Origin of the sequence: Sinanaerobacter sp. ZZT-01, assembly GCF_035621135.1 — a bacterium.
GTDB lineage: Bacteria > Bacillota > Clostridia > Peptostreptococcales > Anaerovoracaceae > IOR16.
The window spans coordinates 3,123,183-3,135,410 of sequence record NZ_CP141728.1 but is presented as its reverse complement, the minus strand read 5'-3'; the positions used below and the strand labels follow the sequence as shown (position 1 = coordinate 3,135,410).

General features: G+C 38.1%; 10 protein-coding genes. 8 read left to right on the top strand and 2 right to left on the bottom strand.

What is annotated here, in order from left to right; genetic code table 11:
- The first annotated feature begins 168 nt into the window (after positions 1-168).
- The 5 genes from U5921_RS15120 to U5921_RS15100 all read left to right on the top strand — a co-directional run bounded on the left by U5921_RS15120 (position 169) and on the right by U5921_RS15100 (position 6,761).
- Positions 169-1,485: a glutamine synthetase family protein gene (locus U5921_RS15120; RefSeq protein ID WP_324824288.1), complete on the top strand. Its 1,317-nt coding sequence runs from the start codon at positions 169-171 to the stop codon at positions 1,483-1,485.
- A 39-nt stretch (positions 1,486-1,524) separates the two neighbouring features.
- Positions 1,525-2,094, top strand: a complete 570-nt coding sequence (locus U5921_RS15115) for an ANTAR domain-containing response regulator (protein ID WP_324824287.1) — start codon at positions 1,525-1,527, stop codon at positions 2,092-2,094.
- A 24-nt stretch (positions 2,095-2,118) separates the two neighbouring features.
- Positions 2,119-3,720, top strand: coding sequence for a CTP synthase (locus U5921_RS15110; protein ID WP_324824286.1), 1,602 nt, complete (start codon positions 2,119-2,121; stop codon positions 3,718-3,720).
- 213 nt (positions 3,721-3,933) lie between these two features.
- Positions 3,934-5,148 (top strand): ATP-grasp domain-containing protein, encoded by a 1,215-nt coding sequence (locus U5921_RS15105; protein ID WP_324824285.1) that lies wholly within the window; start codon positions 3,934-3,936, stop codon positions 5,146-5,148.
- Positions 5,149-5,246: 98 nt separating this feature from the next.
- Positions 5,247-6,761, top strand: a complete 1,515-nt coding sequence (locus U5921_RS15100; RefSeq protein WP_324824284.1) for a UDP-N-acetylmuramoyl-L-alanyl-D-glutamate--2,6-diaminopimelate ligase — start codon at positions 5,247-5,249, stop codon at positions 6,759-6,761.
- Position 6,762: 1 nt separating this feature from the next.
- Here U5921_RS15100 and U5921_RS15095 read toward each other — a convergent pair whose 3' ends face one another.
- A complete protein-coding gene (locus U5921_RS15095; RefSeq protein ID WP_324824283.1) occupies positions 6,763-7,404 on the bottom strand; it encodes a hypothetical protein in 642 nt (213 codons plus the stop codon).
- Position 7,405: 1 nt separating this feature from the next.
- Entirely contained in the window at positions 7,406-8,242 is an 837-nt protein-coding gene (murI, locus tag U5921_RS15090; protein ID WP_324824282.1) for a glutamate racemase, read from the bottom strand.
- A gap of 345 nt (positions 8,243-8,587) precedes the next feature.
- On the opposite strand from murI, the gene pepF reads away from it, so the two are divergent.
- From pepF to U5921_RS15075, 3 genes are all read left to right on the top strand, one after another.
- Positions 8,588-10,393, top strand: a complete 1,806-nt coding sequence (gene pepF, locus U5921_RS15085) for an oligoendopeptidase F (protein ID WP_324824281.1) — start codon at positions 8,588-8,590, stop codon at positions 10,391-10,393.
- Positions 10,394-10,458: 65 nt separating this feature from the next.
- Positions 10,459-11,265 (top strand): NAD(+)/NADH kinase, encoded by an 807-nt coding sequence (locus U5921_RS15080; RefSeq protein ID WP_324824280.1) that lies wholly within the window; start codon positions 10,459-10,461, stop codon positions 11,263-11,265.
- A gap of 12 nt (positions 11,266-11,277) precedes the next feature.
- Positions 11,278-12,174 (top strand): RluA family pseudouridine synthase, encoded by an 897-nt coding sequence (locus U5921_RS15075; protein ID WP_324824279.1) that lies wholly within the window; start codon positions 11,278-11,280, stop codon positions 12,172-12,174.
- The last annotated feature ends 54 nt before the right edge of the window (positions 12,175-12,228 follow it).

Here is a 12,228-nt window from a genome sequence, read left to right as displayed (position 1 = left end):
ATGAACAAAGGCGTTCATCAAAATAGATGTCAGATAAATATAATTAGTCATTTTAGCTAATTCTAATTTTTGACCACAATTTGATGGACGTTTTTCTTTTTTTAAGGTTTATCGTATATTTTATCTTTATATAATTATTAGAAGTGTTGAGTCTAAGGAGGAAAAAGAATGCCTGATTCTATCAAAGAAATTTTAGAATATGTCAAGACAAATGATATCAAATTTATACGTCTTGCATTTTGTGATTTGTTTGGGACGGAAAAACAAATATCCATTATGCCGGATGAACTGGAGCGTGCGTTTGAAAATGGAATATCCTTTGATGCTTCAGCGATCAAGGGATATGGAGATATTTCAAAGTCAGATTTGTTTCTCTTTCCGGACGCATCTACCTTAAGCTTACTGCCGTGGCGACCACAGCAAGGCAGAGTCGCAAAATTTCTCTGTGACATAAGGAATCCAAACGGTTCAGAATATATGTTTGATACAAGAAATCTTTTGAAGAATGCACTTCGAAGGTGCAGAGAGATGGGTTATCTTTGCCTGGTCGGAGCAGAATGCGAATTTTATCTTTTTCAAACCGATGAAAACGGTGAGCCGACTACGGTTACACAGGATCAAGGCGGATACCTTGACATTGCTCCGTTAGACAAAGGTGAAAATGTAAGACGAGAAATATGCCTGACACTTGAAGATATGGGAATTAAGCCGGAAACTTCTCATCATGAACAGGGGCCGGGTCAGAATGAAATAGATTTTAAATACAGCGATGCTTTGACCGCAGCGGATAACTTCTTAACTTATAAATCGGTAATCAAAGCCATTGCCTCAAAAAACGGATTACACGCTTCCTTTATGCCAAAGCCGATTCCTGATAAAAGCGGGAGCGGATTGCACATCAATTTATCTCTTTCAAAGGACGGGTTAAATATATTTGGAAATGAATATGGGGAATACGATTCCATTGTGAATAGTTTTATTGAGGGCATTTTAGAAAAAACAAGTGAGATATCTGCATTTTTAAACCCGAATATTAATTCGTATGACCGATTAGGAAGCTTTGAAGCACCTAAATATGTATCTTGGTCACATCAAAATCGATCGCAGTTAATACGCATTCCAGCAGAAACCGGAGAAAAAACACGTATGGAGCTTCGCTCCCCTGATCCAACAGTAAACCCTTACCTTGCCTTTTCTTTAATTCTACATGCAGGCTTGGACGGGATTGAAGCAAATTATAAACTGAGAGAACCCCTTGATTTAAATTTGTATACTGCTAAAGAGGGTTTGGTGGAAAAATTGACTAAGCTTCCCGAAGATATGATGTGCGCATTAAAGCAGATGAGAAACAGCAATTTTGTTGAAAGAGTTATTGGAAGAGAATTATTGGAAAAGTATAATCTCATGAAGGAAAAAGAGTATCAGGATTTTTTGTCAACAGATAAAAATGACTTTTATTTTGAACGTTATTTTAAAGTACTTTAATCCTTACGTAAAGGGTTCAAATAAAAGGAGTGATATTCTATGGAACGAGCTCTTATTGTATCGAGTTCAAACAATAAAATACCCGATATTTTGGAACTGCTTTATCATGCATCCTTTGCTGAGATTGTGACTTTGGAAAATTGCGGAGAAGCAAGACGCCTATTATTGGATCAAAGCTATGATTTGTGCATCATCCATACACCATTGCCGGATGAGTTTGGGGAAGAACTAGCTTTAGATATTGTTTCAGACAGCATTACTCAGGTCGTTTTAATTGTGAAGAATGAATTGTATCACATCATAGCGGAGAAAGCGGAAATAAGCGGTATCTTTACCGTTTCAAAACCAGTTGATAAAGAAACTTTCTGGAGTGTACTTAGAATGGCAAATGCAGTGTATAACCGCTTGCAAAGGTTAAAGAGCGAGAATAACCGGCTAGTACAGAATCTTGAGGATATGCGGTTGATCACTCGGGCGAAATGTCTCATTATTGAAAAGACGAAAATGAGTGAAGCAGAGGCACATAAATATCTTGAGAAACAGGCAATGGATCGGAGAATGACAAAAAGAGCTGTGGCCGAGCAGGTTCTCAAAACGTTTGAATTTTAAGAAGTTAAGAAAGAAGGGAGAAGGATGAAATATATATTTGTAACTGGCGGTGTGGTTTCCGGCCTTGGAAAAGGAATTACAGCAGCATCATTAGGAAGATTATTAAAAGAGAGAGGATTGAAAGTAGCAGCGCAAAAGCTGGACCCGTATATCAATGTGGACCCCGGAACCATTAATCCTTTTCAGCATGGTGAGGTATTCGTCACAGAAGATGGAGCAGAAACAGATTTGGATTTAGGCCATTATGAACGTTTTATTGACGAAAATTTAAATAAGCTTTCAAATCTCACAACGGGAAAGGTCTATTGGAATGTATTAAATAAAGAACGGAACGGCGAATATTTAGGGGAAACCATTCAAGTCATACCACATATTACTAATGAAATTAAGGAATTTATATACGGAGTATCAAAGAAGAGTGATGCAGATGTCGTCATTACAGAAATAGGGGGAACGATTGGCGATATTGAAAGTCAGCCTTTCTTGGAAGCCATTCGGCAGATACGCAACGAAATGGGTAAAGAAAACTGCATTTTTATCCATGTGACGTTGGTTCCGTACCTTCAGGGCTCAAATGAACATAAATCAAAACCGACACAGCATTCGGTAAAAGAACTAAGGTCGATGGGAATCACACCAGATATCATTGTTACAAGGTCCGATTCAAAAATAGATGATGGGATCAAACAGAAAATTTCTCTTTTCTGTGATGTAACACTGGATTCTGTCATTGAAAATGATACCGTTTCTAATTTGTATGAAGCACCGCTAATGCTTCATGAAAACGGTTTAGACCATGTAGTTTGCCGTGCACTGCATCTGGAGACGCCGGAGCCTGACCTGACGAAGTGGCAGGAGATGCTGCTGCGGATGAAAGCTTGCACAAAAGAGGTATCCATTGCTATTGTAGGGAAGTATGTTAAGCTTAAGGATGCTTATTTATCTGTTGCAGAGGCGTTATCGCATGCAGGGTATGAGGCAGGAACAAAAGTGAATTTTCACTGGGTAGATAGTGAAGAGATTACCGGGGATGAGGAAGCAAAGCGTCTTTTGGAGAAGTGCCAAGGCATTTTGGTACCGGGAGGATTTGGAGACCGGGGAATTGAAGGTAAGATAAAAGCCTGCAAATTTGCACGCGAAAATAATATACCTTATTTTGGTATTTGCTTAGGGATGCAGATTGCTGTCATTGAATTTGCAAAAAATGTTTGTGGAATATCAGATGCAACTTCCAGAGAATTTTCGAATCAAAGTGAAAATCTTGTGATTGATTTTATGCCCGGGCAAGATGGTAACATTCAGAAGGGCGGGACGATGCGTCTCGGAAGCTATCCGTGCAAAATGAAAGAAGAGAGCATACTGAAACGTGTCTATGGCGGGGATATGATTCAAGAACGCCACCGCCATCGTTACGAGTTTAATAATGCGTTTAGAAAACAGATGCAGGAAGAAGGACTGTTAATCAGTGGGACATCACCAGATGAGCGCATTGTAGAAGTGATTGAATATCCGAAGAATGATTTCTTTGTTGCGGTTCAATTTCATCCTGAATTCAAGAGCCGCCCGAATCAAGCACATCCTCTCTTTTTAGCATTTGTTCAGGCTGCTGTGATGGCAGGAAAATAGAGAAACGGAGACTATAGATATTGACTTTGAAATGGAGGTTTAACGAAACGGTTGAATCTCTATTTTATTTATAATAGAGGGAAAAAATAAAAAATGTAAATGTCCGTCAATAAATAGGAAGAAAATGAAGAATTTTATACCATTTATGGTATACTAAAAAGATAAGTTTATAGAGATACTAAAAAAAATAATAATAATAGCGGAGGCTGAATTATGCAAGAAAAATCATTTATTCCTTTGCTTTTTGCAGGGGATATTAATGTATACAGTGTAGCGAGAGCATTTCATGAAGAATACGGAATCACAAGCTATGTTTATGGAAAGTACAGCAGCGGTCCATGTTTCGGCAGTAAAATTATCCATTATACGGCGAATGAAAAGGCGGATGAGCAGGAAACTTTTTTACGTTTGGTCAATGAATTTGCAAAAAAACATGAAGAGAAAAAAATTCTTCTGATTGGCTGCGGAGATAGCTATGTACAGCTTGCCAGTGAAAATAAAAACCGGTTTGCAGCCAATGTGATCGCACCTTATATTGATATTGAGTTAATGAATGACTTGATTCATAAAGAAAAATTTTATGCGATGTGTGAGCGCACTGGAGTCGATTATCCAAATACTTTTGTGCATCATCCAAAGGATGGGATGGGTTTCGATCTCCCGTTTGATCCACCTTTTATTATTAAACCATCAAATGGCATTGAATATTGGAAACACCCATTTGCGACGCAAAAGAAGGTTTATAAGGCAGACAGCCGTGAGACACTGGATCGTGTGCTCGGTGAGGTCTATGGGGCAGGCTATACAGATTCTATCATCATTCAGGACTTTATACCGGGAGATGATACCTATATGCGAGTTTTAACCAATTATTCGGACAAGCATGGTAAAGTGAAGATGATGTGCCTGGGGCATGTGCTTTTAGAAGAGCATACACCGCATGGGATCGGGAATCACGCGGTTATTATAACAGAGCGTAACGAAGAATTGGAAGGCAAGCTGCAAAGATTACTGGAAGAAATGCATTATGTAGGGTTTTCTAATTTTGATATTAAGTACGATCAGAGAGACGGGAAGTACAAAGTTTTTGAAATCAATACACGACAAGGCAGAAGCAATTATTATGTAACAGGAGCCGGTGCCAATATTGCGAAGCTCGTGACAGAAGATTATATACGGGAGCAAGATTTGGATTTTCATGTGGTAACGAAGGAATCTCTTTGGTGGGTAGTGCCGAAAAAAGTAGCGTATACGTATATTAAGCCGCGTGAATATCAGGAAAAAATGAAACAGCTTGCTGCATCTGGCAAGGCAGTAAACCCTCTCTTCTATAAACCGGATAATGGGCTGGTTCGAAGATTAAAATTATATAAAAACCAATTCGGGCATCACATTAAATATAAAAAATACTTAGGGAAAAAACAATAGAGCCAAAGGAAAAGACTTTTAAGGAAGAGATTAGAGAACCGTATTATAAAAAATATTTAGGGTTATATACGAAAAATGAGGAAAGGGCGGAATGCTTCATGGAAAATAAGATACAAAGCGGAATGGAACCACCATATGCATTAGAGCAATACTTAAATTTACTGAAAGCAAATGGGCTGGTTACGGATTATCACATACAGGAAGAAAATATGGGTCGAGAGGTCTCTTTTCTCACATATGATTCAAATGAAGTCCAAAATCATACTTTATTTGTCTGCAAGGGAATCCATTTTTTAGAAAAATATTTAACTTCGGCGATAAAGAACGGAGCTTTTTGTTATGTTTCAGAAAAGAAATACGAGATAGAATCCGATTATATTATCGTCAGGGATATCCGCCAGACTATGGCACTTTTAGGCAATCTTTTTTATGAAAAACCTTGGTGTGACTTAAATTTAATAGGGATAACAGGGACAAAGGGCAAATCTACCACGTCTTATTTTATCCGTGCTATTTTAGATCATTATTTAAAAAGAATTGGAAAGCCAATGAGTGCAATTGTTTCCAGCATTGATACGTATGATGGAGTCATTGATGAAGAATCGCATTTGACGACACCGGAAGCAATGATGCTGCAACGGCATTTTCGAAATGCGGTAAACAGTGGCATTGAATACTTGACTATGGAAGTTTCAAGTCAGGCTTTAAAATATAATCGTGTGCAGGGGACTACATTTGATATTGGATGCTTTTTAAATATTGGTGAGGATCATATCAGTGATGCAGAGCATCGAGATTTTGATGATTATTTTGAGTCAAAGCTTATGCTATTCGCACAAAGTACTGTGGCCTGCATCAATCTAGATTCCAATCACATTGAAGAGATCCTTTATGCAGCAGAGGGCTGCGAACGAATTGTAACATTTGGAACGACAGAAAAGGCAGAAATTTACGGTTCGAGAATTATAAAAAACCAAGAAGGAATTTCCTTTATGGTTCGGACGCCAAGCTTTGAGCAAGAATTCCTCCTTACCATGCCGGGCTTGTTTAACGTAGAAAATGCATTGGCAGCAATTGCGGTCTGCTATGCACTGAATATTCCGGAAAAAGATATGTATGAAGGACTTCGAACTGCACGGGTAAGCGGAAGAATGGAAATCTTCCAAAATAAAGAGAAGAAAGTGAATGTAATTGTAGACTATGCTCATAATCAGCTGAGCTTTGAAAAGCTTTATGCTTCCATTCGAGAGGAATATCCGAAATACCATATCGTATCTATTTTTGGGTGCCCGGGTGGAAAAGCTTATCAGAGAAGAGAAGAATTAGGAGAGATTGCAGCCCGCTATGCAAAAAAAGTATATCTTACCGAGGAAGATGCAGGAGAAGAGTCTGTTTGCGATATCTCAAATGAAATTGCAAACTATATTAAAGAACGAAATTGTCCGTTTGAAATCATAGAAGACCGTGAAAGCTGCATTAAGAAAGCGATTGAGGAAGCAAAAGAAAATACCGTAATTCTTTTAACCGGAAAAGGAAGGGAAACCCGTCAAAAGCGAGGTATGCAATATGTGGATTACCCTTCTGATGTGGAATGCGTAGAAAAATATTTATAATTTAGTATTCGTCATCGTATTCGTTGTCAATGACTGGATTTTCTAAGTCTACAAGGCCGTCGGAGTAAGCGGTATCTTCGATTTCGCTGTCATCGCCGTCGTCTTCATCTGTTTCGTAAACAGCGTGTATCACAGAAGATAAATTCATGCTGTATGAGTCCAATTCATACTCTAAGCAGTCGGAGAAATCGTATTCATAACTGTCTTCGTTCAGCTTTTCAAGGCGGCAGAGTGCAAGTGCCTCAAAGATGGGGACATGGAGCATAACGCCGTCTTTTTTTCTAAAACAATGCACCATTCCCTCAAGCGTGTACCAGTTGTGAAATTTATAAAGTTCATCCACGAACAGGCGCCGGTCTTCCAATGTCTTTTCATTGGAAGCCAATCCAATTAGACATTTTTGAATATTTGTAAGCAACGTATAGATATCGATAATATTATCCGGTAGATTTGCTAATATATCATCAAAATAAGTTTCACTTAGCTCACATAGTATTTCAGATGGAGTTTCTGAAAGTACCATATAAAAATCTTCATATTCAATAAATGCCTGACATTCCACCAAATCAGCAAAATGCTCAAAATAGGAAAAGTCATAAGGCGATTCTAAATCTAAAAGCTCTAATAATTCACTTGATTCCATGTTATTTTCCCTCCGTTTTTTTCTCGTTGGTATCCAAATCAAAACTTTTAAAAGCTACTTTGAATTCCGAATTTTCAAAAATTCTGTTAATCATGTTTACAAAGTTTTCAGAAAGGTCGCTTGCAAAGAACGTATTTTCCGCATTGGAATTCTGTGCGAAAAGATCTCTTTTCTCCAAAACCTCTTTAATTCGAGCCACAATTTCGTCCGAAGGATTTATGATTCGCAGCTTCGGGTATAATTTTTCAATATTTTTTCGTATGAGAGGATAGTGTGTGCAACCTAATACCAAAGTATCAATGTGATGATAAGATATGAAGTGATCCATGTAATACTGAATGGTTAAATCCATGATTTCATGCTGCAAAATTCCTTCCTCAATCAGAGGAACAAATGCAGGGCACGGTGTTGCGTGAATATCCAAATTAGGGTTTAACTCTTGAATGGAATCTTCATAGGTGTGGCTTTTAATTGTGACCTTTGTACCAATAATGCCGATATGATTGTCCTTTGTGCATGTTTTTGCAACAGTTTCTGCGGCGGGGTGTATGATACCTAAAATCGGTACGCTGGCATGACGCTGCTGTAAGTCGCTTAAACAAGTTGCACTGACTGTATTGCAGGCAATGACAATCATTTTCACATCTTGCTGGATTAAAAAATCGGAAATTTGTCGGGAAAAAGTTTTAATAGTATTCGGACTTTTTGAGCCATAAGGGGTTCTTGCAGTATCGCCGTAATAAATGATGCGTTCTTCTGGAAGGGCACGTCGCAAAGGTGCAATACTGGTAAGACCTCCTAAGCCTGAATCAAAAAAGCCGATGGGTCGATTATCCATATATAATAAATTCCTTTCATAGCTGTTTGATTTTTCATAAAATAAGAGTACTTTAAAAAAGAGATTGTGCGTGTTTTCTTTTTCTATACAAGTATATATGAGGTTTTGCTGGATGAACATACTTATTTTGTAATATTTTTTTAGATTTGTCCAGTAAAAGATATGACAGCTTTGATTTATTACATAATAGGTATGAGAGAATTTATTTAACTTTTTCAAGTACATCGTCCTTTGTCAAAGCGAGATAAGGGTATTTTACTTGTATAAGTGGTGGAAAAAGTTGTATAATAAAAAATAGAGCAAAGACTTTGTCTTTGTAAACGATTATGCAGAAAGGGTTTAAAAATGGGAGATAATAAAAAAACAAAACAAAGAAGTGAGATACCACAAGAATATAAATGGAAGATTGAAGCAATGTATCAAGACGAAGCAAATTGGGATAGAGATTCTGAATCAGCCTTAAAAATGGCAGAAGACTTTAAAGAATTATCCGGTAAGCTGGGAGAATCCGCTGACGTGCTTTTGCAGGCTTTCGAAAAACGGGATGAGATCTGGCTTTTAACGGAGAAGATTTATGTCTATGCAAGGATGAAGCGGGATGAAGATAATCGCATCAGCCGCTATCAGGCAATGTGTGATAAGTCCAATGCATTGATTGCAAAAATTGCGGCAAATACCTCTTTCTTTACGCCAGAACTGCTTGCAGTTTCAGAAGAAAAAATCAGAGAATTTTTAGGGGAAAATGAAAAATTACAAAAATATACGTTTGTTGTAGATGAATTATTCCGCTTGAAAGCACATGTTCTTACCCAGCAGGAAGAACACATTTTGGCTCAATTCAGTGAGCTCACTTCCGCAACCAATGATATTTTCAGTATGATTAATAATGCAGATATAAAATTTGGCACGATACGTGATGAAGACGGAGATGAAGTAGAAGTTACACACGGACGTTACATTGGACTTATGGAGTCACCAGACAGACGTGTGCGTAAAGAAGCCTTTGAGCATATGTATGCTGCTTATGAAAAGCAAAAAAATACGTTAGCAACCACTTATAATTACAATACAAAAGCAGATGTCGTTACTGCCCGTATTCGTAAATATGAATCCTCAATAAAAAGTGCTTTGGCAGGGGACAATATACCGCTTTCGGTGTATGATAATTTGATTGATATTGTAAATAAAAACTTACCGATTATGTATCGTTATGTGGAAATTCGTAAGCGGATGCTAAACCTAGATGAATTGCATATGTACGATATGTATACACCGCTTGTGGAAATGCCGAAGGAAGACATTCCATATGAAAAAGCATTGGAAATCATTCGAGAAGCATTGGTTCCGATGGGAGAAGACTATCTGCGCAGAATGAATCATGGCTTTGCATCGGGTTGGGTAGATGTTTATGAAAATGAGGGAAAAACAAGCGGAGCTTATTCCTTTGGAACCTATGACAGCATGCCATATATCCTTTTGAATTATAACGGGAGACTCAAAGATGTATTTACTGTAATTCATGAAATGGGGCATTCCATGCACTCCAATTATACTAGAGAGTTCCAGCCGTACGTATATGGAGGACACTCCATTTTTACAGCAGAAGTGGCCTCAACAGTGAACGAATCTCTTTTGATGAAGCATTTGCTGACGCATGCAGAAAACGATGAAATAAAGAAATATATCTTAAATCTTTATATAGAAGCGTTCCGCACTACTTTGTTTCGCCAGACTATGTTCGCAGAATTTGAAAAAATGACACATGAAGCAGTAGAACAAGGAGAGGTTTTAACTGCACAATGGCTTAGTGAAGAGTATGGCAAGCTCAATCAAAAATACTTTGGAGAAAATGTAGTTTATGATTCTGAGATAAAGATGGAGTGGGCGCGTATTCCTCATTTCTACAATGCATTTTATGTATATAAATACGCTACCGGGTTTTCTGCTGCCGCAGCTTTGTCAGATCGTATTTTGAATGAAGGAAAACAAGCACAGGAGGATTATATTGCTTTCCTCAAGTCCGGTGAGAGTGACTATCCGATTAACCTTCTAAAACTAGCGGGCGTTGATATGAGTAAAACAGAGCCGATCGAAAAGGCAATGCAGACCTTTGCTTCACTAGTTGACCAATTGGATAAACTTGTTAAATAATTCGGTTGATTGGAATCATACAAAAGGAAAGTCAGAAAAGTAATTCATACTTTGGAGGAATCCATATGGAGAAAAATAGAATTATTAATATTTTTGCAAATAATTATGAGTTATCAAAGGAAATAAAGCGGATTTTAAAACAAAAACTTGAAAAAAGCGGATTCCTTGTACCGTGTGAATTTAATCCCGATGCAGAGTTGATTGTCTGTGTAGGGGGGGACGGTTCTTTTCTGAAGACCTTGCATAAGTACAAATTTCCTGATATTCCATTTATTGGTGTAAATACGGGACATCTAGGTTTTTTTCAGGAGCTTCACCCGGATCAGTTAGATGAGTTTATTTTTAAATATAAACAGAAGGCTTATGAAGTGCAAAGCTTAAAAACAGTCAAAGCGGAGATTGAGGCAGGCGAGAATACCTATACACATCTTGCACTAAATGAGGTGATCGTAAAAGGTGACTGCTCGCAGTCTGTGCACTTAAACCTTTCAATAGGAGATAGCTTCATTGAAAAATTCAGCGGTGACGGATTGCTGATTGCTACGCCGGCAGGCAGCACTGCTTATAATTATGCATTAGGAGGAAGCATTATCGATCCGAGATTGAAAATTTTGCAGGTTACACCAATCAGTCCGATGAATACAACTGCTTACCGATCTTTCACCTCCAGTGTGATTCTTCCAGCAGATCTGTTTGTAAAGATTTATCCGGAGCCCAAAGAAGGGCATGGAATTGTAATTGTTGCAGATGGAATGGAGCATCGTTATGGCAGCATCGATCAAGTTAAGGTTAATTTTGCTGAAAACATTGTAAAGCTTTTGCGTTTTGAAAATTATGATTTCTGGACAAAAGTTAAGAGCAAATTTTTGTAGTACGGAGAAAAAATGAAAAACAAATTTAAGTATGAAATAAAGGAAAGTGATGAAGGGCTCCAGATTAAGGAGCTTCTTCGTCGTAATTATGGATTTTCTTCCCGGTTGATGCGGAGGTTTAAAGTAGTTGGAGGCGTAAGCCTGAATGGGCAGCCAGTGAAGCTTTATCATAAGGGGAATGCAGGGGATGTAATTTCCGTTCGCTTGCCTGAGGAAAAAAGTGATTTTGAGCCACAGGATATTCCAATTTGTGCGGCGTATGAGGACGAGGATTTACTGGTCGTTAATAAGCAGCCAGGTTTTGTCGTGCATCCTACAAAAGGCCATCCTAATCATACGATAGCAAACGGCATAATGAAATATATGCTTGAACGTGAGGAGCAATATAAAATCCGCTTTATCAATCGGCTTGACATGGATACGTCGGGCCTCCTTATTGTCGCAAAAAATTCACATTGTCAAGATGACCTTTCCAAGCAAATGGCAAAGAATGCAGTAGTAAAAAAATATGTTGCGGTTGTACATGGAACCTTTGATGAAGACGATGGTATGATTGATTTGCCAATTGGACGAGTTTCGGAGGACCATGTGATTCGAGGTGTGATGGAAAATGGGTACCCTTCTGTTACTCGATACCGTGTTTTGGAAAGATTTGCAGAACATTCTTTTTTAGAGCTTCAGCTGGAGACCGGACGGACACACCAAATACGTGTACACATGTCTTACATTGGTCATCCTCTTGTAAGCGATGCTCTTTACGGAAAAGAGGAGGCAGAATTCATAGAAAGGCAGGCTTTGCATGCGGCTTATTTGAGCTTTCGTCATCCGGTGAACGGTGATCTTTTAAAAATAGAGGCTCCTCTTCCAAAAGATATATTGGATTTACTTGGAAAATTGAGAGAAAAATAATAGCACCCTTTATACCCTTCACACATATGATAAAAGGTCAGAAACTTTTATGAT

Excerpts from the sequence above, each read along its gene's own strand:
- U5921_RS15105 (WP_324824285.1), top strand. The coding sequence starts at position 3,934 with ATGCAAGAAAAATCATTTATTCCTTTGCTTTTTGCAGGGGATATTAAT.
- U5921_RS15110 (WP_324824286.1), top strand. The coding sequence starts at position 2,119 with ATGAAATATATATTTGTAACTGGCGGTGTGGTTTCCGGCCTTGGAAAA.
- pepF (WP_324824281.1), top strand. The coding sequence starts at position 8,588 with ATGGGAGATAATAAAAAAACAAAACAAAGAAGTGAGATACCACAAGAA.
- U5921_RS15120 (WP_324824288.1), top strand. The coding sequence starts at position 169 with ATGCCTGATTCTATCAAAGAAATTTTAGAATATGTCAAGACAAATGAT.
- murI (WP_324824282.1), bottom strand. The coding sequence starts at position 8,242 with ATGGATAATCGACCCATCGGCTTTTTTGATTCAGGCTTAGGAGGTCTT.
- U5921_RS15080 (WP_324824280.1), top strand. The coding sequence starts at position 10,459 with ATGGAGAAAAATAGAATTATTAATATTTTTGCAAATAATTATGAGTTA.
- U5921_RS15100 (WP_324824284.1), top strand. The coding sequence starts at position 5,247 with ATGGAAAATAAGATACAAAGCGGAATGGAACCACCATATGCATTAGAG.
- U5921_RS15075 (WP_324824279.1), top strand. The coding sequence starts at position 11,278 with ATGAAAAACAAATTTAAGTATGAAATAAAGGAAAGTGATGAAGGGCTC.
- U5921_RS15095 (WP_324824283.1), bottom strand. The coding sequence starts at position 7,404 with ATGGAATCAAGTGAATTATTAGAGCTTTTAGATTTAGAATCGCCTTAT.
- U5921_RS15115 (WP_324824287.1), top strand. The coding sequence starts at position 1,525 with ATGGAACGAGCTCTTATTGTATCGAGTTCAAACAATAAAATACCCGAT.